Source organism: Thermobifida fusca YX (genome assembly GCF_000012405.1).
Lineage (GTDB): Bacteria > Actinomycetota > Actinomycetes > Streptosporangiales > Streptosporangiaceae > Thermobifida > Thermobifida fusca.
This window is the reverse complement of the sequence record NC_007333.1, coordinates 2,616,788-2,637,282: the sequence shown is the minus strand read 5'-3', so window position 1 is coordinate 2,637,282 and position 20,495 is coordinate 2,616,788. Positions and strand designations below refer to the sequence as shown.

19 protein-coding genes and 1 tRNA gene are annotated in these 20,495 nt (G+C 68.9%); 13 read left to right on the top strand and 7 right to left on the bottom strand.

What is annotated here, in order from left to right; genetic code table 11:
• Positions 1 to 100 precede the first annotated feature (100 nt).
• On the top strand, positions 101 to 589 hold the full coding sequence (locus tag TFU_RS11095; RefSeq protein WP_011292663.1) for an Lrp/AsnC family transcriptional regulator: 489 nt from the start codon (positions 101 to 103) through the stop codon (positions 587 to 589).
• Positions 590 to 599: 10 nt separating this feature from the next.
• On the opposite strand, the gene TFU_RS11090 is transcribed toward TFU_RS11095, so the two are convergent.
• Positions 600 to 2,579 (bottom strand): acyl-CoA dehydrogenase, encoded by a 1,980-nt coding sequence (locus TFU_RS11090; RefSeq protein ID WP_011292662.1) that lies wholly within the window; start codon positions 2,577 to 2,579, stop codon positions 600 to 602.
• A gap of 320 nt (positions 2,580 to 2,899) precedes the next feature.
• On the opposite strand from TFU_RS11090, the gene TFU_RS11085 reads away from it, so the two are divergent.
• From TFU_RS11085 to TFU_RS11065, 5 genes are read left to right on the top strand one after another with little or no spacing between them, the layout of a single operon-like run.
• The gene (locus TFU_RS11085; protein WP_011292661.1) at positions 2,900 to 3,499 is read left to right on the top strand and encodes a DUF4178 domain-containing protein; all 600 of its coding nucleotides are present in this window, start codon (positions 2,900 to 2,902) and stop codon (positions 3,497 to 3,499) included.
• Between the two features lie 12 nt (positions 3,500 to 3,511).
• Entirely contained in the window at positions 3,512 to 4,057 is a 546-nt protein-coding gene (locus TFU_RS11080) for a DUF2617 family protein (protein ID WP_011292660.1), read from the top strand.
• Positions 4,047 to 4,457: a hypothetical protein gene (locus TFU_RS11075; RefSeq protein ID WP_011292659.1), complete on the top strand. Its 411-nt coding sequence runs from the start codon at positions 4,047 to 4,049 to the stop codon at positions 4,455 to 4,457. The genes TFU_RS11080 and TFU_RS11075 overlap by 11 nt, the downstream gene beginning before the upstream one ends.
• Before the next feature lie 40 nt (positions 4,458 to 4,497).
• Positions 4,498 to 4,920, top strand: coding sequence for a DUF350 domain-containing protein (locus TFU_RS11070; protein WP_011292658.1), 423 nt, complete (start codon positions 4,498 to 4,500; stop codon positions 4,918 to 4,920).
• Positions 4,920 to 6,506, top strand: coding sequence for a polyamine aminopropyltransferase (locus tag TFU_RS11065; RefSeq protein WP_011292657.1), 1,587 nt, complete (start codon positions 4,920 to 4,922; stop codon positions 6,504 to 6,506). Before TFU_RS11070 ends, TFU_RS11065 begins: the two co-directional genes overlap by 1 nt.
• 5 nt (positions 6,507 to 6,511) lie before the next feature.
• Here the strand turns inward: TFU_RS11065 and TFU_RS11060 are convergent, their stop codons facing one another.
• Both TFU_RS11060 and TFU_RS11055 read right to left on the bottom strand, forming a co-directional pair.
• Entirely contained in the window at positions 6,512 to 7,198 is a 687-nt protein-coding gene (locus TFU_RS11060; protein WP_011292656.1) for a response regulator, read from the bottom strand.
• Positions 7,195 to 8,322 carry a sensor histidine kinase gene (locus TFU_RS11055; protein ID WP_011292655.1) on the bottom strand — a complete coding sequence of 376 codons (1,128 nt, stop codon included), beginning with the start codon at positions 8,320 to 8,322 and terminating at the stop codon, positions 7,195 to 7,197. Before TFU_RS11055 ends, TFU_RS11060 begins: the two co-directional genes overlap by 4 nt.
• 189 nt (positions 8,323 to 8,511) lie before the next feature.
• Here TFU_RS11055 and TFU_RS11050 point away from each other — a divergent pair, with 189 nt between their 5' ends.
• Entirely contained in the window at positions 8,512 to 8,730 is a 219-nt protein-coding gene (locus TFU_RS11050) for a hypothetical protein (RefSeq protein WP_016189034.1), read from the top strand.
• A gap of 130 nt (positions 8,731 to 8,860) precedes the next feature.
• On the opposite strand, the gene TFU_RS11045 is transcribed toward TFU_RS11050, so the two are convergent.
• A complete protein-coding gene (locus tag TFU_RS11045) occupies positions 8,861 to 9,124 on the bottom strand; it encodes a DUF6504 family protein (protein WP_011292653.1) in 264 nt (87 codons plus the stop codon).
• Between the two features lie 287 nt (positions 9,125 to 9,411).
• Here TFU_RS11045 and TFU_RS11040 point away from each other — a divergent pair, with 287 nt between their 5' ends.
• Both TFU_RS11040 and TFU_RS11035 read left to right on the top strand, forming a co-directional pair.
• Complete coding sequence (locus TFU_RS11040; RefSeq protein WP_011292652.1) at positions 9,412 to 11,346, top strand: serine/threonine-protein kinase; 1,935 nt, start codon at positions 9,412 to 9,414, stop codon at positions 11,344 to 11,346.
• Between the two features lie 57 nt (positions 11,347 to 11,403).
• Positions 11,404 to 12,372: a quinone oxidoreductase family protein gene (locus TFU_RS11035; protein ID WP_011292651.1), complete on the top strand. Its 969-nt coding sequence runs from the start codon at positions 11,404 to 11,406 to the stop codon at positions 12,370 to 12,372.
• A gap of 384 nt (positions 12,373 to 12,756) precedes the next feature.
• Here TFU_RS11035 and TFU_RS11030 read toward each other — a convergent pair whose 3' ends face one another.
• Both TFU_RS11030 and TFU_RS11025 read right to left on the bottom strand, forming a co-directional pair.
• Positions 12,757 to 13,836, bottom strand: coding sequence for an SPFH domain-containing protein (locus TFU_RS11030; RefSeq protein WP_011292650.1), 1,080 nt, complete (start codon positions 13,834 to 13,836; stop codon positions 12,757 to 12,759).
• Between the two features lie 91 nt (positions 13,837 to 13,927).
• Positions 13,928 to 14,368 (bottom strand): NfeD family protein, encoded by a 441-nt coding sequence (locus tag TFU_RS11025; RefSeq protein WP_011292649.1) that lies wholly within the window; start codon positions 14,366 to 14,368, stop codon positions 13,928 to 13,930.
• Positions 14,369 to 14,547: 179 nt separating this feature from the next.
• Here TFU_RS11025 and TFU_RS11020 point away from each other — a divergent pair, with 179 nt between their 5' ends.
• Complete coding sequence (locus TFU_RS11020) at positions 14,548 to 15,027, top strand: hypothetical protein (protein WP_011292648.1); 480 nt, start codon at positions 14,548 to 14,550, stop codon at positions 15,025 to 15,027.
• A 55-nt stretch (positions 15,028 to 15,082) separates the two neighbouring features.
• On the opposite strand, the gene TFU_RS11015 is transcribed toward TFU_RS11020, so the two are convergent.
• Positions 15,083 to 16,051: a cobalamin biosynthesis protein gene (locus tag TFU_RS11015; protein WP_011292647.1), complete on the bottom strand. Its 969-nt coding sequence runs from the start codon at positions 16,049 to 16,051 to the stop codon at positions 15,083 to 15,085.
• Between the two features lie 562 nt (positions 16,052 to 16,613).
• Between TFU_RS11015 and TFU_RS11010 the strand changes: the two genes are divergently transcribed.
• The 3 genes from TFU_RS11010 to cobT all read left to right on the top strand — a co-directional run bounded on the left by TFU_RS11010 (position 16,614) and on the right by cobT (position 20,474).
• A tRNA-Arg gene (locus TFU_RS11010) sits at positions 16,614 to 16,686 on the top strand.
• Positions 16,687 to 16,947: 261 nt separating this feature from the next.
• Positions 16,948 to 17,958, top strand: a complete 1,011-nt coding sequence (gene cobC / locus TFU_RS11005; protein WP_011292646.1) for an Rv2231c family pyridoxal phosphate-dependent protein CobC — start codon at positions 16,948 to 16,950, stop codon at positions 17,956 to 17,958.
• A 197-nt stretch (positions 17,959 to 18,155) separates the two neighbouring features.
• Positions 18,156 to 20,474, top strand: coding sequence for a nicotinate-nucleotide--dimethylbenzimidazole phosphoribosyltransferase (cobT, locus tag TFU_RS11000; RefSeq protein ID WP_227481047.1), 2,319 nt, complete (start codon positions 18,156 to 18,158; stop codon positions 20,472 to 20,474).
• Positions 20,475 to 20,495: the final 21 nt, after the last annotated feature.

The window sequence follows — 20,495 nt, the reverse complement described above, 5'->3', positions numbered from 1 at the left end:
ACGGTTTTTCAGTCTCAATTCATGAGAAATCCCGTAGACGGAACTCCCCCGTCTTGCTATCTCTTCGTGCGGATCGGATCGGAAAGACGAGGGTTGACCAGTGGGCAGTGATGCGCGGCGGCCGGCCAGGGCGCCCGACAAGATCGATCAGGCGATCATCGACGCGCTCGCGCAGGATGCGCGGATCGGCGTGAGTGAGCTCGCCGAAATGGTCAACATCTCCCGGGCCACCGCCTACAACCGCATCAAGCGGCTCACCGACGAGGGAGTGATCCGCGGCTACTCCGCGGTCGTGGACCACGCCCGGATGGGGCTCGGCATCACCGCGCTCATCCTGATCTCGGGAAGCCAACCCGATTGGCGGGCCAACCGCGAGATCATCTCCTCCTACCCCGAAGTCGAATACTGCTGGTACGTCGCGGGGTCGGCGGACATCGTGCTGCTGGTGCGGCTGGCCAACACCGATCAGCTCCGCGACCTCATCCTCACCCGACTGCAGTCGCTTCCCGGCGTCAACTCCACGCAGACCCTCACCGTCATCGACGAGGTCGTGCACCGTACCGTGGTGCGACCGCCGCAGGACTGCTGATTGCAGCATTTCACGTCTCCGCGCCCACCGGCACCCGGGCCCGCGCCTGCTGATCTTGGCGGGCGGTTTCCGCGCCCAGCGCGATCGGCGCGGCCAACCATTCGTCGTTCAACCCGAACGCGTCCACCAGGTCGCGGGCGTGAGGGCGCAGCTCCTGGCACAGCGCGTTCACCGTCGCGGTGACCGCCTTGGCCCGGGCCGGGGTGAGCCGCCCGTGCTCCAGAAACCAGGCGCGCTCCTGCTCCACCAGGGAGAGCGCAGCCAGGTCGCACAGGCGCTCCACGACCGCCCGCGTGCCTTCGTCTTCAATCCGGGCGACACCGGAAGCGAACGCTTCGAACACCAGCCGGTCCACGTGGGCGCGGGCTGCGAGCAGCACATGGTCTTGCACGTTGTTGACCACGTCGAACGGGTCGGCATCGGCGGGGGCGGCGCGGAGCCGGCGCGCCAGCCCTTCCAGCACGTGGTTCTCCCGGTCTGCCAGCAGGGCACGCTGCCATTCCCGGTTCCGCAGGTCGTCCTCGTCTCCGCGCCCCGGGGCAGCCTGGACCAGGCGGTCCAGCAGTGAGCGGGCAGCCGTGCGCTCGATCACGGTGCCGAGGAACTGCCCGGCCGCGAACTTGGCCATGCCCAGCGGGTCAAGGTTGCCGAACTCCTGGCGGTAGTTGGTGAGCAGGCTTTTCCCCACCAGCTGCAGCAGCACCGTGTTGTCGCCTTCGAAGGTGGTGAACACGTCCGTGTCCGCGCGCAGTTGGGGAAGCCGGTTCTCCGCCAGATAGCCTGCCCCGCCGCACGCTTCCCGGCAGGTCTGGATGGTGTCGACGGCGTGCCAGGTGGCGACCGCCTTCAACCCGGCAGCGTGCGCCTCCAATTCCCGTTGCGCTCGCTCGTCCAGGGGCCCGTCGGTGAAACCGTCGTGCAACCGGGACACCATCTCCTCTTGGGCGAAGTGCAGCGCGTAGGTGCGGGCCAGAGCCGGCAGCAGACGGCGCTGGTAGGCGAGGTAGTCCAGCAGCGCCACCTCGCTGTCGCTGCCGGGGCGGAGGAACTGGCGGCGCACCTGCCCGTAGCGGATCGCGATCGCCAGCGCGGTCTTCGCCGCCATGCCAGCACCCCCGGCCACGCTGATCCGGCCGCGGACGAGCGTGCCGAGCATAGTGAAGAACCGCCGGTTCGGGTTCTCGATCGGACTGGAATAGGTGCCGTCGGCGGCCACATCCCCGTACCGGTTGAGCAGCGCGGTGCGCGGCACCCGGACTTGGGTGAACCAGATACGGCCGTTGTCCACTCCGTTGAGCCCTGCCTTAGGCCCGCAGTCTTCGATGCGGATCCCGGGCAGTACGGTGCCGTCGGCGTCGCGGATGGGGACCAGCAGGGCGTGCACCCCGTGCCGCTGCCCGCCAGTGATCAACTGCGCGAACACGACGGCGAGCCGGCCGTCGCGGGCGGCGTTGCCGATGTAGTCTTTGCGGGCCGCTTCGTCGGGGGTATGGACGACGAATTCGTCTGTGTTCGGGTCGAAGGTGGCGGTGGTGCGGAGCCGCTGCACGTCAGAGCCGTGACCGGTTTCCGTCATGGCAAAACAGCCGGGGATCTCCAGCGACATCACCCCCGGCAGGTAGGTGGCGTGGTGGTATTCGGTGCCCAGCGCCTGGATCGCGCCGCCGAACAGCCCCCACTGCACACCCATCTTCACCATCAGCGACAGATCGCAGACGAGCATTTCGAACGCTGCCACGGAGGCGCCCACCTCTCCGCGGCCCCCGTACCGCGGGTCGAAGCCGTAGCGGGCCAGGTCGGTACGCGCCAAGGCGTGCAACTGCTCGGTGACTCGGGCGCGGTGCTCCGCCACGCTCAGCCCGTAGCGGGGGGTGAACTCCGGGCCGCGGAGTATGTCGCGGGCGCGGCGCCGCACCGCAGCCCAACGGCCGTCCAAGAGGTCGCGTAGCGCTTCGACATCGACTCTCGCTGTATCGCCGTGCTGGGGCATGGCAGCCTCCCCCTCGATAGGGCCTCCACTGTCCCCTTCACTTCTGCTCTGTACTGCCCGGAACTAACCCGCCGCCCCGGCCGGAAGCGGACACCACCCGGCTTCCCCTGTTCGAAAAGCGTGCTGGCCTGCGGTCATCAACGTCCGCAGGGGAACAATGGGGAACCCCACTCGAAAAATAGATAACGAATCAATAACTACATCGGCGGAGGGGATCCGATTGTCCGTCTGACTCCCGGCAGCCCTCTGGCGGACCGGGATGGACGCTCGCCATCCCGACATGTCACCATCAGCACAGTTGAGAAGTAGGAGACACCGGCGTGCGCACAGTGATCCTGTTGGCGGTCCTCATCGCGGCAGCGGCCGCACTCATCTACCTGTTCGTCCGCAGCCGGAAAACCGCTGCACCGCCGCCCGCCCCCGCCCCGCTGCGCGACCCCTTCGCCGACTCGGGCCCGCAAGGCGACCCGCGCGCCATCAAAGTCGGGGACATGCTCGACATCGGGATCGAACGGGTGTGGGTACGCGGCACCCTGCGGCTGTCGGAAGGCGGCTGGCAATGGGCCGAGCACTTCGTAGACGAAGGCGGCACCGGACAGCGGCGCTGGCTCTCCGTAGAAGAAGACCCCGATGTGCGGATGGTGCTGTGGACGAGCCGCCCCGACCTGGACGTCGTTCCCGGCCCTGCCACGCTCACCGTCGACGGCGTCACCTACCGGCTGGTGGAACGCGGCACCGCCTCCTACCGGTCGGAAGGCACCACCGGGCTGCGCGCCAGCGGAGGAATGGACTACGCCGACTACCAGGCACCCAGCGGAGAACGCCTCGCATTCGAGCGGTTCGACCACGGTTCGTGGGAAGCCAGCGTCGGCACCGAGCTCACCCCCGCGACCGTCACCGTCTACCCCGGCGGCAACTGAGCCGCAACCGAGATGAGAATCGCCGTCGATGTCCCGTTCAGTGACACCCGCGCCGCCGACCTGGCGTGGAGTGTGACCCACGGTCCCGTCGAACCGCTCGTCAGCCGGACCGTGGCCCTGGCCGGTGCCCGTGTCCGCCTCTGCGTGCTGGGCGCCTCCCACCAGGTGGTGGTGGACCACGGGCCCACCCGGTTCGTGGAGACCGTCGCCTGCCTGCCGGATGTCGGCGGCGGACTGCCCGCCGAGGCAGCCCTCCGCGTGCCGGGAACGGCGCGCTACCACTTCACCAGTTCCGTGCACCGCCTCGACCGCGCCGAGTTCACCGCCCGCACCACCACGGTCCGCGACCGGCTCGCCGAACACCCCGGGGCGCTCCTCGCCGTCTTCCCCGGAAACCCCCTCGCGATCACCGCGCTGCTCGTAGCCGGGGCGGGGCCGGTCCTGCACTGGTACACCTGGCACGCCTACCCGCAGACCGGAGAACTGGTGACCACCGTGTCCACCACCCACCTCCACCCTCCGCTCTCCGGAAGAGAGGACCCCGGTCATGGCCGTTGACCCCGACAACTCCGCCCCCGCCAAGAAGAAAGTCCTCATCGGACTGGGCCTGCTGGCGCTCATCGTCGTCTTCGTCGCCTCCTGCAGCAGCTCCTGGTCCCGCTGCGGCGACTACGACCGCGACATCGTGTACACCTACAGCCCTGGCCGAGGCGACTACGACCGGCGAGGCAGCGACTATGTCTACCGGCCCGACGGCACTGGCGACTACCGCCGCGAAATCCGCTACATATACAACCCCAACGGCGGTGCCTACGACCTGAAGAACGGGGAGTACGTCTACGTCGGATGCAGCAAGAGGAACCGCTTCTCTTGGCACGTCGGTGTCGACAGCAGCGACAGCAGCTCCAACCGCAGCGGCAGCTCCACCCGGGGCGGCGGCCCGGGCTGGGGCAAATAGTGTTACCCGCTCCCACCCCTCAACCGAAGGAGAAACCCCCATGCACCCACTGCTCATCGACGTCGTCGCCTGCCTGGCCTACGGCGTAGTCGGTATCGCGCTCATGGCTCTCGGCTACCTGATCGTCGACCTACTCACCCCTGGCAAGCTCCACGAACTGATCTGGACGAACCGCAACCGCAACGCGACGCTCATCGTTGCGTCCAACACCCTCGGCGTGGCCATCGTCGTGTCCACCGCCATCGCCGCGAGCGCCAACGACCTCGCTGCCGGGCTGGTCACCACCGTTGTCTACGGACTGGTCGGCCTCCTCCTCATGGCACTGTCCTTCCTCCTCATCGACCTGCTCACCCCCGGCAAGCTCGGCTCGATCGTCGCGGAGAACGAACTGCACCCTGCCGCCTGGGTCAACGCCTCCGCCCACCTCGCGGTCGCAGCGGTCGTGGCCACCGCCATCTACTGATGGTCGACACCACACCGGCGCAACCAGCCGAGCAGAAGGAACGCCTGCCCCTGCCCCCGCGGATCGCCCGGTTCGTCGTGCTGTTCGCGGTCTTCGTCTGCGCCGCGTGCGGCCTCGTCTACGAGCTCGCTCTCGTCGCCCTCGGCAGCTACCTGCTCGGCGACACCATCACCCAGGCGTCCGTGGTCCTGGCGGTCATGGTCTTCGCCATGGGCGTCGGATCCCTGGCCTCCAAACAGCTCACCCACCGGCCCGCGTTCTGGTTCGCCGTGGTGGAAGGCCTGCTGTCCCTGCTTGGCGGCCTATCCGTCCTGATCCTTTATGCGGCGTTCGCCTGGTTCTCGCTCTACCAGCCCGCCCTCGTCAGCCTGTCCTTCCTCATCGGTGTCCTCATCGGCGCGGAAATCCCGCTGCTGATGACCCTCATCCAGCGCATACGCCGTCAAGAGGCCGCCAGTGCGGTCGCTGACCTGTTCGCCGCCGACTACGTGGGCGGCCTCATCGGCGGCCTTGCTTTCCCCTTCCTGCTCCTGCCCGTCTTCGGACTGCTGGAAGGCGTGCTCCTGGTCGGCATCCTCAACGCGGTCACCGGAATAGCGATCGTGCTCTGGCTGTTCCGGCACTCCCTCACCCGCGGCGGCAGGATCGGACTCGCCGCCGGGCTCGCCCTGGTCATGGCGGTGTCCGGGAGCGCACTCGCCCTGTCCGAGCGGTTCGAAGTGGACGCCCGCCAAGCCCTCTACCGAGACCCAGTGGTCTACGCGGAACGCTCCGACTACCAGGAGATCGTCCTCACGGAGAACCTCGCCCGCACCGACCTTCGGCTGTTCCTCAACGGCGACCTCCAGTTCTCCTCCCTGGACGAGTACCGCTACCACGAGTCGCTCGTCCACCCGGTGATGAACGGGCCGCGCCGCACCGTGCTCGTCCTCGGCGGCGGGGACGGCTTGGCCCTGCGCGAAATCCTCGAATACGCGGACGTGGCACGCGTTGTCCTCGTCGACCTCGACCCGGCCGTAGTTGACCTGGCTCGCACCCACCCCCGCATCACCGCGCTCAACCGGGATGCGTTCGCCGACGAACGCGTCACCGTCGTCCACGACGACGCGTTCACCTGGCTGCGGACCACCACCGAGCAGTTCGACGCGATCGTCGTGGACCTCCCCGACCCCGACGACGTCAACACCGCCAAACTGTATTCGGTGGAGTTCTACGGACTGGTCCGGCAGGCTATGGCGGAAGAAGCGCGGGTCGTCGTCCAAGCCGGGTCTCCGTACTTCGCCTCCCGCGCCTACTGGAGTGTCGGACAGAGCATGGAGGAAGCCGGACTGCACACCACCCCCTACCACGTGGACGTGCCCAGCTTCGGCGACTGGGGGTTCTTCCTCGCCGCGACCGACCGTGCCCCCGCACTCACCCTCCCCGACGACCTGCCCGACACCGACTTCCTCGACGCGGCAGTCCTGCACGCCGCCCAAGTCTTCCCCAAAGACCGGCGGCCTGGGGCGCAGGGCGAATCCCAGCCGTCGACCCTGCTGAACCCGCGCATCATCGACTACCACCGCACCGCGTGGGAAGGGTACTGACCAGTTCAGGGCGTCGCGTCGTCGAGAAGGCCCGCGTCATGCACCAGCAGGGCGATCTGGACCCGGTTGGTGAAACCGAACTTGGCCAGAATGGCGGAGACGTGCGTTTTCACCGTCGGCACGCTCAGATGCAGGGCCGCGCTGATCTGCGCGTTGGACAGGCCGCGGCCCACCGCTACCGCCACCTCGCGCTCCCGGTCGTTGAGGTGGGCGAGCCGCTGCCGGGCACGGCTCCGCCGCAGGTCTGCCTCAGGGTCGGCGACCCGCGCGATGAGCCTGCGCAGGACGGTCGGGGACAGGACCGGGTTGCCGCAGGCCACCTGCCGCACCGCCGCCACGATCTCTTCGGGCGGAGTGTCCTTCACCAGGAAGCCGGCGGCCCCGGCACGCAGCGCACGCAGGACGTGCTGATCGGCGTCGAACGTGGTGAGCACGATCACTTCGGGGGCGTTGCGCCGGGCACGCAGCCGCTCGGTCGCGGTCAGCCCGTCCATGCCCGGCATGCGGATGTCCATGAGCACCACGTCCGGGTGGTGCTCGTCGACGAGGGCGAGCGCTTGGGCGCCGTCGCCCGCGTCCCCCACCACCCGCAGGTCCGGTGCCCCACCCAGCATTATGGTCAAGCCGGCGCGCACGAGCGGATCATCGTCGACGAGCAGCACAGTGATCGGCGGATCGGCAGGCTGGGTCACGACGGCCAGGGTAGTCGAGCCGTAAGCCGCCACCCGCCGTCGGCAAGCGGCCCGTACTCCAGCTCCCCGTCGGCGACCCGCACCCGTTCCGCCAGGCCCAGCAGCCCGTACCCTGGGCCAGGAGCCTGGCCCGCTGTGGCGGGGGCTGTCGGCGCGGTATTGGTCACCGCCACATCCAGCCCGGTGCCTGCCGCCCCGTTGACCGCCACGGTCACCGCCGCACCTGGGGCGTGCTTGCGGACGTTGGTCACCGCTTCCTGCACGATCCGGTAGACGGTCCGGCCCAACGCGTCGGGAACCTCCCCGGCCACCTCCTGGACCAGGCGAATCCGCATCCCGCTCTGCTCGGCCTCAGCCACGAGCGAGCGAAGGTCGGCGAACACCGGCTGCGGCAGTTCTCCGACCGGGGCGCGCAGCACACCCACCACCTGGCGGAGGTCCTGCAGCGCCTGGTGGGCGCTTTCCCGGATCACGCGGGCAGCGCGGGCGATGTCTTGAGGGGGCGCGTCGGGACGGTACGCCAACGCTCCGGCGTGCACGCTCAGCAGGGACAGCCGATGTCCGAGAACGTCGTGGATTTCGCGGGCGATCTCCTCCCGGGCTGCGCGTCGCGCCTCCGCCTCTGCGCGTTCCCGCAACGACACGAGGAGCCGGCGGCGGTGGTGCACGAACAGTCCCCAGCCGGTGGCGGTGCCTTGACAGGCCGCGCCGATGAAGAACAGCAGCAGGCCGGGAGCGCCGGGTTCGGGACGCAGCAGCGCATAGGCGACGGCAGCGAGCAGGCTGAGCGCAAAAACCGTCAGCGAAGTGCGCGGCGGCCGGTGCACGGCGACCGTGAACAGCCCGACCAACATCGCCCCGGACACCATCTCCGAGAAGCTCGACAGCAGCACGAGCGCCACCGCTACCTCGGTGGGCCAGCGGCGGCGGAACCACAGCGCCCCGCAGCCCAATGCGCCGACCGCTTGATCCAGGGTGAACAGCCATGCGGGGACGACGCTAGGGACCTCGGCTGCGCTGATCCGCAGCCCGGACAGTACGATGCCCCAGACGACGGCCAGGGCGAACAGTGCGAAGTCCACGAGCCAGTCGCGGAGGCGGCGGGGACGCTTGGCTGCAGTCATCTTGAGAAGAGCCTACGGTCCCTGCGCCGGGGTCTTCCGGTGCGCGGCCCGAGACCATACCGAAGTCACCGCAGTCGCTACTTTCGTCGCTGCCCGCGAGGCCACACGGCGACTTCCGTCAATCCAACGTGTGCTCTTGACCGATCCGCGTGACCGAGTGGCCTGTCTAGCGTCACCGGCATGCGGTCAATGATGCAGACAGTGGGATTCGTGCTGATGCTCATGGGCATCAGCGGGGCCATCGACCATCTCTACGTCCAGCCGATCATGGGACTCCTGCTGAACGTCTTCAACCGGGTGATCCTGCCCCACCTCGACTTCCTCGCCGGCTATGAGCTGTACGCCAACCTGAGCCTGGCCGTGGTGGGCGTCGTCGTGATGGCGGCAGCGAACCTGGTACCGGAGTAACCCCCGCGGCGCCGCGCCAGTCCAGGACTCTGCCGCTCGGTAGTCCCATCCCGCCGTGCCCGGGACGCGGCGGGCGCGCGGCCCCACCCGCCTGGGCGCGCGCCCGCTCCGCCGTGGCTGCGTTTCCAGCTCACCCGGTCCGGGCCAGCAGCCAGTCTTCAGTCGTGGAGTCGTACCGCAGCTCGTACAACCCGAGGCCCGCCCCAACGCCGGCACGGACCCGCCAGAAGACCCGCTCCGGTCGTTTGCCGTTGCCGCTGTAGTCCTCGCGCACCGTCACCCAGTGGTCGAGAATCTGCTGGACTACGTGGATCCGCCCCTGCCATGCGAATCGTGTCGGCCGCCCGTAGTGATCCCAGACCTGCACGGGGACCCCGTAGTCCCGTCCTGCCATCACCGCTCCCCACCTTTCCCGGTATGAGCGCGTCCACGACCGGCCAGTGCCCGAACTCGCACCTGTGTTCGAACAAGCGTTCTAATGATAGGGGAGAAGATCACGCTGCGTAGGGGAAATGGGGAAGGTGCCCGTACGCTGCCCTGCCACACTGAGTCGCCTTATGCCCCGGTTTCGTGGTTGACTGCGACCGTCCAGGCAGCGATACCTCCGCCCTTGTCCCAGGCGAGATCGCTAGGCTTTGGGAGGCGAACCGCACCCCCTTGTCCCTCTAAGGAATCCCTACCGTGACGCGAAACGGGCACGAGCGCGCCAAACCCCTCCGCCCCGGCGACCCGACAGAATTGGGCGCCTACCGCATCGTGGGTCGTCTAGGCCGTGGCGGTATGGGAACGGTCTACCTCGGTAAAGACACTGCGGAACGTCTTGTCGCGATCAAGCTGATCCGTCCTGACCTCAGCGAGGATCCCGCGTTCCGCCAACGCTTCGCGCGTGAGGTGGCAGCGGCACGCCGGGTCGCCCGGTTCTCCACCGCCGCCGTACTCGACGCGCAGTTGGAGGGCGATCCGCTGTTCATCGTCTCCGAGTACGTGGCAGGACCCAACCTGGCTGAAGCGATCCAGGCCGACGGTCCGATGTACGGCGGGACCTTGGAAAGCCTCGCCATGGGGGTTGCCGCGGCGCTCACCGCGATCCACGGGGCGGGCGTCATCCACCGCGACCTCAAACCCGCCAACGTGCTGTTGTCCTCGGTGGGGCCGAAGGTGATCGACTTCGGTATCGCCCGCGCCTTGGACGACGACACCGCGGTGACCCGCTCCAGCCAGCTCATGGGCACCCCCGCCTACCTGGCGCCGGAGCTCATCGCGGGCGAACCCCCCACCCCCATGTCCGACATCTTCTCGTGGGGGTGCCTCGTCGCCTACGCGGGCACCGGGCGGGCCCCCTTCGACGCCCCCACTGTTCCGGCGGTGCTCCACCAGATCGTCGCCGGGCAGCCCAACCTGTCCGGGCTCGACCCGGCACTGCGGGAACTCGTGGAAAGCGCGCTGGACAAATTCCCCGACAACCGCCCCACCGCCCAGCAGCTTCTCAGCCGGCTGGTCGGACAAGAGGAGATGAGCCTGGACGCGGTCCACGAGACCGTCGTGCGCTCTTGGACCCCGCCTGCCACCTCGCGGCCGGAAGCGGTCCCCTCCGGACCGAACCCGGCTGCCGTGCCCGCCCAGGTGGGCGCGGCAGCAGCGGCCCCTCCCACCCAGCCGGGCACCACTCCTCCCGGCGGACAGCCCAGCGCTACACCCTCCGCCGGACACCCCGGGGCTACTCCTCCCGCCGGGCAGCCCGCAGCCGCTCCCCCCTTCCCCGAGCATTCTCCGCAGACTCCGCCCTGGGCTGCCCCCACCCCGCCGGGCGGCAACGGCACCGAGCAGAAGACGCGGGGCACACGCTTTTCTCCCGCGATAGCGATCGCCGGTGGGAGCGCTGTCGCCCTCCTCGCCGGGGCAGTCATCGGCGGACTGGTGCTGTTCCGCTCCCCTGAAGTGCCCGAAGGCATGCAGGTCTACGCAGACGACTTCACCCACCAGGACGGGTGGGCTGGCTACGACTTCGACCCTGAGAACACCTTCTCCTGGTCGGGCTACTACCAGGGCGGCTACGCGCTCAGCGCGGACGGGGACACCCGGACCTCCACGGTCTCGGTCGCTCCCCCCGCCGGACTTCCGGAGCAGGTGCGCGTCAGCGCCACCACCCAGGTGGTGTCCGGACCGGACTACGGAACCTACGGGCTGCACTGCTTCTACAACGACGACGGAGACAACGTCACCTACTACTCCGCCACGGTGCGCGTGGACGGCAGCGCAGCCCAGATCCGCCGCCACGGCGGCGAACAAGGCTCCACCCACCTGGAGGAAGTCACCGCCAAACCCGTCTCCGGTTTCCTCACTCCCAGCAGGGACGCCGAGGAAGCGCCGGTCAACACGTTCGACTTCACCTGCGAACTGGACCCCGAAGCCGACACGGTCACCCTCAACCTGTGGCTCAACGGGGAGCACGTCCTGGAGGCGGTCGACACCAACCCGCTGCCCTATGACGGCGAAGACGCCCCCCAGGCCGGCATGCTGGCCGGCCGGGGAATCGGCGGAGGCGACAACATCGTGGTCGTCTTCGACGACTTTGCCGTGTACCAGTTGGACGGCGGGCAGCGGGAAAGGTCGTAACAGTAACGTCTGTCCTGTTGCGCGGGCACGGTGCCCGCGAATGCGAGGAGGCCACGCATGCGCGCCATCGTTGTCGAGGAGACCGGCGGTCCGGAAGTCCTGCGGCCCACCGAGACCGCCGATCCGGTCCCCGGCCCTGGAGAAGCCGTCGTCGACATCGCGGCCCGTGGGGTCAACTTCATCGAGATCTACCAGCGCACCGGCATTTACCCTGTGTCCCTTCCGTGGATCCCGGGCAGTGAGGGCGCGGGTGTGGTGAGTGCCGTGGGGGAGGGCGTCACCGAAGTGTCCGTGGGCGACCGCGTGGCGTCCGTCGCGCTGCGCGGCTCGTATGCGGAGCGTGCCGTGGCCGCCGCCAAAGACCTCGTGCCTGTCCCCGACGAGGTCACCCTTGACCAGGCTGCCGCGGTCCTCCTCCAAGGGCTCACCGCGCACTACCTCACCCATTCGACCTATCCGATCCAGCAGGGCGACACTGTCCTGGTGCATGCCGCCGCCGGCGGCACCGGGCAGCTCATCGTCCAGCTCGCCAAGCGGCGCGGGGCCCGAGTCATCGGCACCGTCTCCACCGAAGCCAAGGAGCGCCAAGCCCGCGCGGTGGGGGCCGACGAAGTCATCCGCTACACCGAGCAGGATGTCACCACCGAAGTACGGCGGCTCACCGGCGGGGAAGGGGTGCCGGTCGTCTACGACGGCGTGGGCGCGGCCACTTTCGACGTAAGCCTGGCCTGCCTCCGCCCTCGCGGCATGCTGGTGCTGTTCGGACAGTCCAGCGGGGTGGTGCCGCCGTTCGACCCGCAGCGGCTCAACGCTGCCGGCTCGGTCTATCTGACGAGGCCGTCGCTCGGCCACTACACACGCACCCGGGAGGAGCTGCTCGAACGCGCCTCCGCGGTGTTGGGCCTCGTGGCTTCCGGGGAACTTGCCGTGCAGATCGGGGGACGTTACCCGCTGGCGGAGGCGTCGCGGGCCCACACCGACCTGGCCTCCCGGGCAACCATGGGCAAACTGCTGCTCGTCGACTAGCGCCGCCCGCACCGCACTCTACGGCGGGGCGGCACGGGCGCACCCCGGTGTTCGCAACACCGAAACAGCAGCGGATTTATGGTGTGCCTGGCTGCCGCGCCGACGCCATTTCCCAGTCCCGCAGCATCCCTGAGCCACCCCTCCTCCCACCGTATTTCTCAACGTATTTACTGGTCGGGCAGGGAGAGGAAAGGAATGGCTCCTCGTGCGGAGTGAGAATCGGGTGGACTGTGCGGGAAAACGAAAAAAGGATGGCCGGGATCTGATGTGCGAGCGACATCCCGGATCCGTCCTTTTTCGTTGTGCGCACCACCGTGCTCGGCTGTTCCCGCCCCGGTACCGGGGCGGGAACAGCCCTGGAAAACATTCCGGGCGAGGCCCGCCCTACGACTGCGTGTCGCGCTGGCTCGGCAAATGGGGAGAAGCTGCGGCCTGGGCCTCATTCTTCGCTTCTTTGACCGCTTTGGCCGCTTGGTCAGCGGCCACGTCGGCGGCGTGCAGCGTTTCAGCGCTGGGGCCGTCGCTCTGGGTGAGCTCGGGAGGTGTCTCCGCTGCAGCAGCCGGCTCCTCCTGCGCTGTCTCAGCGGAAGCGCCCTCGCGGTTCGGGGCGAACGCCTGGCTCAAGTGCTGGATCGCCTGGGTGAGCTCCCCGGGGATCACCCAGAACGTGTTGCCCTGGCCTTGTGCGAGCGTCGGCAGCGTCTCCAGGTACTTGTACGCCAGCAGCTTGGCGTCGGCGTTGTTGGCGTGCACCGCCTGGAAGACCCGTTCAATGGCTTTGGCTTCACCGTCGGCACGGAGGATCGCGGCCTGCTGCTCACCCTGCGCTTCCAAGATGGCCTGCTGGCGGGCACCTTCGGCTTTGAGGATCCGGGACTGGCGTTCCCCTTCCGCGTGCAGGATCGCGGCACGCTTGTCGCGTTCGGCCCGCATCTGCTTTTCCATGGCCTCTTTGATGGTGGGCGGCGGGTCGATGGCTTTGATCTCGACCCGGTTGACGCGGATACCCCACTTGCCGGTGGCTTCGTCCAGCACCCCGCGCAGCCGCGAGTTGATCTCCTCCCGGGACGTGAGCGTCCGCTCCAAGTCCATGCCGCCGATGACGTTACGCAGGGTGGTGATGGTGAGCTGGTCGATGGCCTGCAGGTAGTTGGCGACTTCGTAGGCGGCGGCCCGCGGGTCGGTGATCTGGTAGTAGAGGACGGTGTCGATGTTGACCACGAGGTTGTCCTCGGTGATCACCGGCTGCGGGCGGGACGACAGCACCTGTTCCCGCAGGTCGAACTTGGTGCTGACTCGGTCCACGATGGGGACGATGAAGTTGAGGCCCGGTTGCAGGGTCCGCAGGTAGCGGCCGAAGCGCTCCACGTTGTAGGCGCGCGCCTGGGGGACGATCCGTACGGTGGACATCACGCCCAGGACGACAAGGATCGCGAGGGCGATGAGGACGATTTGTAGAGCCATGGCGGCTGTCACTCCTCCTGCAGCGGCTGCCCGGCTAAGGGAACGAGGACGTTGACAAAGACACGGCGGGCCCTGGAACGACGGTCCGCGGTCACGGCAGCTCGTCTCTCGGGTACACCACCGCGGTAGCACCCTCGATCTCCATGACGTCGACGTGGGCGCCGACCGGGATACGCAGTGTTTCGTCGAGGCACCGGGCCGACCACTCTTCGCCCTGGAGTTTGATCCGGCCGCCGGTCGCGGTGATCTCCTCAACCACGAGTGCACTCCGCCCCACCAGCGCCTCTGTTCCGGAACGGAGCGGCGGCGGCTGAGTCATATGACGGCGAGCAATGGGCCGGACCACGAGCAGACCGGCGGCCGACGCAACCGCGAACACGAGGACCTGCCCGGTCAAGCCCACCCCGAACGCTCCCACCACCCCGGCGATGAGCGCCGCCGCACCAATGAGTCCCAGGGCAAGGGTCAGTGTGAACAGCTCGGCGACGCCAAGCGCGACAGCCAGAACCAACCAGACAACCCACACCGACATATCCACTCCCGCCTTCGAGGGCGCGCATTCGTAAAACTACCCGCAAATCCCCCCTTTGCACCGCCGGTTTCCCACAGCGAACCAATCGTGACATCAGAGAACACGGGCGATCTTCTCGTCAGGTTTTCTTTTTCCGATCTCCCTGCCCTCACACACGAAATCCGGGAGAAACTCGGATTATGAACCCCTATCCCGGACCGTACGGCGGTCAGGATCCCGCTGACGCCTGGAATCAGGGCGGCGTGCCTGACCCGATGCCCCCGGACAAATCTGCCACCGGCGGATACTTTGCCCCGCTCCCCGCGGTTTCTGAGACGCCGATCGCTGTTTTAGGTGAGATCACGGTCACGCAGAGCACGGTGTATACGCCAGCCGGCACCTTTCCCCTGCGGGGGAGCATGTGGACGATCAACGACCTGACCACGGTGCGCGAGTCCACCCCCGCCTGGGCCATCGTCGTGGCGTTGCTCGGTTTCTTCGTGATCTGCGCGCTCAGCCTGCTGCTGCTCCTGGTGAAAGAGACCCGTGTGGAAGGGACGATCCAGATCACCGTGGTCTTCGGAGACCGGTTCTTCACCACGCAGGTGCCGGTACGGTCCCGCAGCGACGTCGTCCGGATCCACCAGCAGTTCCACTACGTCCGCTCGCTGACCTGCTAAGCAGCGGTTGTCCCGGTGCCGGCACCCTCAGCTCGGTGCGGCACCGGGGACGGGTTCAACGCCTTCCGCGGCGGTCTCCTACGGCCAGTCCCCAGGCAGCGGCCGCGGTAAGCAGGACAGCCCCCACCGTGACAGCCCGGCTGAGGCGGATGGCGCGGTGAATGTCCGCTGCTGCGGGAGGCGGGCCGTCACCGAGCTGGGGCCGCTCTTCCACCCTGCCGTCGTAGATGTTGCGCCCGCCGAGGCGCACCCCGAGCGCCCCGGCGAATGCGGCCTCGCACTGGCCCGCGTTCGGGCTGGGATGACGCTGTCCGTCGCGGATCCAGCTCCGCCACGCGCGACGCGGATCACCCCCGATGAGCGGGGCGGCGGCCACCGCGAGCAGGGCGGTGAGCCGGGACGGCGCCCAGTTGGCCATGTCGTCCAGGCGGGCTGCGGCCCAGCCGAACCGCGCATACCGGGTAGAGCGGTGGCCGACCATCGCGTCGAGGGTGTTGACGGCACGGTAGGTGAGCAGCCCGGTGCACCCGAGCAGGGCACCCCACACCAGGGGGGCGACCACCGCGTCCGAGGTGTTCTCAGCCACGGATTCGATCGTGGCGCGGGCGAGGGCCTGCTCGTCGAGACCCCGGGGGTCCCGGCCGCAGAGGTGAGGTAGGCGGCGCCGTGCTTCGGCCAGGTCCCCGGAGTGCAGGGCGTCGGCGAGGGCCGCAGCTTCCCGTTCCAGCATGGCTCCGCCGACTACGGTCCACGTCGCGGCAGTGACCGCGAGAGCACGCCAGCGCCCGGTACGCGTGTCAGCGAATGCCCCAAGGGCGGCGACGGGGGCGAGGGCCGCGGCAGCGAACAGGGCGCCCCGCACCCGGCTGGGCGCATACAGCAGCCGCTCCAGGCGTGCCGCGGCGGTGCCGAACAACGCCACCGGATGGCCGCGCTGGGGGTCGGCAACGACCCGGTCCACGGCGGCTCCCGCTACGAGCCCCCACGCCCACGTCCGGCGAGAGGTGTGACGCTTTTTCCGCATGCCCTGACCCTAGAGGCCCGGCTGCTGGCCATGGTCCCTGCCTCCCCGGGCGGTGGACCGGTGCCCAGACTTCCGGGAAGAAAAACAGACCGGAAAGTCAACGCTTATAGTGAGAACGGCACCACAGCGTGTGTCTCTTGTGGGGTGGGTTCCGCATGTCGGGGCCGCTGTCCGCCCACCGCATTCTGCCGGTACGGCTGTCGCCTGCCAGTGGCTGACCAGGCAAACAGCGGGCACGTCGAAGCGGCCAGTGCCCGCGCCGTGCCCGAAACAGTGCATAAGACCTGAGGAAACGCTGTTGTCATGACACGGAACGGAGCCAGACGGGCGGTAACGTGGTCGAGGATGCCCTTACCTCCCGGTCCGGTGGGACTGCACAGCAAACCGTCCTGACGGCATATGGCTCGTATTGCTACGATTTCGTGCGATCATGAGCGGCATCGGCGTTATCCCCTAGAATGTCGCCTCGGCTCCGGATCGTCCCATGACGTGCCGACCTTGTCGCTGTCCCGGACATCACGGATCCGTCGTTGAGGGCGTATGCCCGCATAACTGAATCTGAGCGCCCGTAGCTCAGTGGATAGAGCACCGGACTTCTAATCCGATGGTCGCAGGTTCGAATCCTGCCGGGCGCGCCGCGACCAGGGCAGGCCGCACGCGGTCTGCCCGCCGTCGTTCACAAGGCGCACCGCAGCCCGCCCACCTCTGTCGGCTGGCGCATGCGTTCCAGCCTGACTGGACCACCCGCCCTCCATTCTGTAGCACTGTGCAACTGTTGCAATACTCACAGTGGTGTCTGAGGGGGGTGAAAACGGGGGCAGCGGCACCGCGGCGCACAGTACGACGGTAGGTTCCCCTCGGAACCGGACCGGTGCAACGGGGGAGCACGAAGGCCCATGGTCGATTTACGCCATCACGGGGACGCCGAGGTCGGCCCCGGCCTCCTCGATTTCGCCGTCAACGTGCGCGACCGCACCCCGCCGCAGTGGCTGGTGGAACGCCTCGCCGCTTCCCTCTCCGACCTGGCCGCCTACCCTGATCCGGAGTCGGCGCGTCACGCTGTCGCCCGCCGCCACCGCCGCGACCCCGCCGACGTGCTGCTCACCGCGGGCGCAGCTGAAGCGTTCGTCCTGCTGGCGCGTGCCCTCACCCCGCGCCGCGCCGTCGTCGTGCACCCCCAGTTCACCGAGCCCGAAGCAGCACTGCGCGCCGCCGGCCACCCGGTGGAACGCGTAGTGCTGGACGGCGACTTCACCCTCGACCCCGACCGGATCCCCGACGACGCAGACCTGGTCATCGTCGGCAACCCCACCAACCCCACCTCCGTGCTGCACCCGGCGGCAACCCTGGCCGCGCTCGCCCGGCCGGGCCGCATCCTCGTCGTCGACGAAGCCTTCGCCGACTGCATTCCTGGGGAAGCAGAGTCCGTGGCTGGGCGGACCGACCTGCCCGGCCTGGTCGTCATCCGCAGCCTCACGAAGACCTGGGGACTTGCTGGACTCCGCGTCGGCTACCTGCTGGCCGACCCCGCACTGGTCCGCCGCTTTGCGGAACACCAGCCGCTCTGGGCAGTTTCCACTCCGGCACTGGTCGCGGCCCGTGAATGCACGTCGCCCCGAGCCCTCGCCGAAGCCGACGCCTGGGCAGCCGATCTCGCGGTGCGCCGCACCCGCCTCGTGGCAGACCTCACCGCGTTGGGCTTCACCGTCACCCCTCGACCGCGGGCATCGTTCGTGCTCGTCCACACCCCCGGCGCTGACCTGCTCCGCCGCCGCCTGAGAGAACGGGGGATCGCGGTGCGTCGCGGCGACACCTTCCCCGGTCTTGGAACGGACTATTTACGCATCGCGGTCCGACAAGCCGAGACCAACGCCCAGCTCGTGACAGTTCTGGCAGAGTTGCTCTGAGCGGAGGAAAGAGCCGGCGAACCGCCCCACACCCTGGGTTCCGTCCCTCCGCCGTGCCGTGGAGGTCCGGCGTGTTCCCCCAGTCGCACGCCGTCGCCCGGAAACCGAGACCGATCAGTGACCACGGAGGAGACCCTTTGAGCGGTGATCGTGCAGACAGTATTCCCGGCGGCACCCGGGATACCGGCCACGGACGGATGCGGGGAGAACCCGGGCAGGACCTGCGTCCCCCGGCTGAACCGTCTCCGCCGGAACACCGGACCGTGGCACGTCCGCCCAGCGGATCTCAGTCACCGGGCGGACTCCTCGACGGCCTTCCCGAAGCTGGGCGGGGTACGGGAGCGTTTCCGCTGCCCGTCTCCCCGGGCGACCGCGTCCCCCTCGCTCCGGTGACGATCCCTCCCGTCCCAGCAGAACCGGAACCGCCTGCCCCGCAGGGCAGGGCCACTGCCCCAGGGGAGGCTTCCCGTGCCGCCGGTCCGGTGCGGGACGCCGACGAACACCCGCCGCAGCCCGCAGTCCAGCGGGGTGCCGCGGAGCCCGCAGCCCCGCCCCCGGCGCACACCGAGCCCGCCACACCATCCGAAGCACCAAGCGGCCCCGGGAACGCGCCGTCCACGGCGCCCCCGTCCGCCCCCGAACCGGCTGCTGCATCCCCCCAACCGGAGCCTGATGCCGCTCCCCACGGGGAGCCCGAACCGGTCGAGTACGCCGATGAAGTCGTCGCCGAACCGGCCGGTATGGCGGCCGCGAGCGACCCGCCCAGCCAGTCGGCCTCCGTGCCCGCCGACCACGCCTACAGCGACGTGGAACGCGAGGCCGTGTACCGGGTGATCCGGGAGCGGCGCGACGTCCGGGTGGGCTTCCGCCCCGACCCGATCCCCGACGACGTCCTGGTCCGCATCCTGGAAGCAGCCCACCACGCGCCTTCCGTCGGCTTCTCCCAGCCGTGGGACTTCGTCGTGATCCAGGACCGGGACACCCGGGCCCGCGTCCACGACATCGTGCAGCGCCAACGGGAGGCTTACGCCCGGGCACTGCCCGGGGCACGGGCCCGTGCGTTCTCCGGCCTCAAAGTCGAAGCGATTCTCGACACCCCGCTCAACATCGTGGTCACCGTCGACCACACTCGGGGCGGCCGGCACACGCTGGGACGGCACGCCCAACCGCAGACCGCGGCCTACTCCGCCGCACTTGCCGTAGAGAACCTGTGGCTCGCCGCCCGCGCTGAAGGGCTCGGTGTGGGCTGGGTCAGCTTCTTCTCCGAACGGGAGCTGGCCCGCGAACTCGGCCTCCCGCCCCACTTGGAGATCGTCGCCTACCTGTGCGTCGGCTACGTGGAGGAATTCCCCCCAGAGCCCGAACTGTCCCTGGGCGGCTGGGCGCAGCGCCGCCCGCTGGCCTGGGCAGTGCACCGGGAGCAGTACGGCCAACGCGGCCTGCCAGGGGAGGAGTCCACCAGCTTGCTGGACGAGACAATCGCGAAAATCGGTCCGCTCAACCAGAGGGCGATGGAGGAGGCACGAGAACGCCAGTCCCGCATGACCAAACCCCCGGGCTCCTTGGGGGTGCTTGAAGAAGTCTCCATCCAGCTCGCGGGACTCGCCGGCGAATGCCCGGCACCCATCCCCGAGCCGGCGTCCGTGGCGGTATTCGCCGCGGACCACGGCGTCCACGCCCAAGGGGTGACCCCGTGGCCGCAGGAAGTCACCGCGCAGATGGTCCGCAACTTCCTCAACGGCGGCGCGGTGGTCAACGCCTTCGCCACCCAGCTTGGCGCCGAGGTCACCGTGGTGGATGTGGGCGTCATCGAAGACCTCTCCCCGGTACCCGGCCTGCTGCCCCGCAAGGTCGCCCGCGGTACGGCTGACATGACCCAGGGCCCGGCGATGAGCCGCATGGAAGCCGAGTACGCGATCGAAGCGGGGATCGAAGTCGCCCGCGACCTGGTCGCGGCAGGCAACCGCTGCCTCCTCACCGGGGACATGGGAATCGCCAACACCACCGCGTCGGCTGCGCTGATCTCCGCGTTCACCGGCCGCGACGCCGCGGAGGTCACCGGGCGGGGCACCGGGATCGACGACGCCATGTACGCGCACAAAGTGTCGGTTGTCCGCACCGCGCTGCAGGTCAACCAGGTCGACCCCGCCGATCCGATCGGGGTGCTGGCCGCGGTGGGCGGACTGGAGCATGCCGCCCTGGCCGGCTTCATCCTGGGCGCCGCCTCCCTGCGGGTCCCGGTCATCCTCGACGGGGTCATCGCCGGGGCCGCAGCCCTGGCCGCGGTCGCGCTCGCCCCGGATGCGCGCCTGGCCTGTATTGCCGGACACCGCTCCAGCGAACCGGGGCATGCAGTGGTCTTGGAGCACCTGGGCCTGCGCCCCCTGGTCGACCTGGATCTGCGGCTTGGGGAGGGCTCCGGGGCGCTGCTCGCGCTGCCGCTGGTGCAGAGCGCAGCGCGTGCCCTCAAAGACGTGGCGACCTTCGACTCCGCCCACGTGAGCCAGCGCGACTGATTCCGGTCCGTCGGTGCCGCG

Excerpts from the sequence above, each read along its gene's own strand:
- TFU_RS11050 (WP_016189034.1), top strand. The coding sequence starts at position 8,512 with ATGATGCAGACAGTGGGATTCGTGCTGATGCTCATGGGCATCAGCGGG.
- TFU_RS11025 (WP_011292649.1), bottom strand. The coding sequence starts at position 14,368 with ATGTCGGTGTGGGTTGTCTGGTTGGTTCTGGCTGTCGCGCTTGGCGTC.
- TFU_RS11065 (WP_011292657.1), top strand. The coding sequence starts at position 4,920 with ATGGTCGACACCACACCGGCGCAACCAGCCGAGCAGAAGGAACGCCTG.
- TFU_RS11035 (WP_011292651.1), top strand. The coding sequence starts at position 11,404 with ATGCGCGCCATCGTTGTCGAGGAGACCGGCGGTCCGGAAGTCCTGCGG.
- cobC (WP_011292646.1), top strand. The coding sequence starts at position 16,948 with ATGGTCGATTTACGCCATCACGGGGACGCCGAGGTCGGCCCCGGCCTC.
- TFU_RS11080 (WP_011292660.1), top strand. The coding sequence starts at position 3,512 with ATGAGAATCGCCGTCGATGTCCCGTTCAGTGACACCCGCGCCGCCGAC.
- TFU_RS11045 (WP_011292653.1), bottom strand. The coding sequence starts at position 9,124 with ATGGCAGGACGGGACTACGGGGTCCCCGTGCAGGTCTGGGATCACTAC.
- TFU_RS11090 (WP_011292662.1), bottom strand. The coding sequence starts at position 2,579 with ATGCCCCAGCACGGCGATACAGCGAGAGTCGATGTCGAAGCGCTACGC.
- TFU_RS11070 (WP_011292658.1), top strand. The coding sequence starts at position 4,498 with ATGCACCCACTGCTCATCGACGTCGTCGCCTGCCTGGCCTACGGCGTA.
- TFU_RS11015 (WP_011292647.1), bottom strand. The coding sequence starts at position 16,051 with ATGCGGAAAAAGCGTCACACCTCTCGCCGGACGTGGGCGTGGGGGCTC.
- cobT (WP_227481047.1), top strand. The coding sequence starts at position 18,156 with ATGCGGGGAGAACCCGGGCAGGACCTGCGTCCCCCGGCTGAACCGTCT.
- TFU_RS11055 (WP_011292655.1), bottom strand. The coding sequence starts at position 8,322 with ATGACTGCAGCCAAGCGTCCCCGCCGCCTCCGCGACTGGCTCGTGGAC.
- TFU_RS11030 (WP_011292650.1), bottom strand. The coding sequence starts at position 13,836 with ATGGCTCTACAAATCGTCCTCATCGCCCTCGCGATCCTTGTCGTCCTG.
- TFU_RS11075 (WP_011292659.1), top strand. The coding sequence starts at position 4,047 with ATGGCCGTTGACCCCGACAACTCCGCCCCCGCCAAGAAGAAAGTCCTC.
- TFU_RS11020 (WP_011292648.1), top strand. The coding sequence starts at position 14,548 with ATGAACCCCTATCCCGGACCGTACGGCGGTCAGGATCCCGCTGACGCC.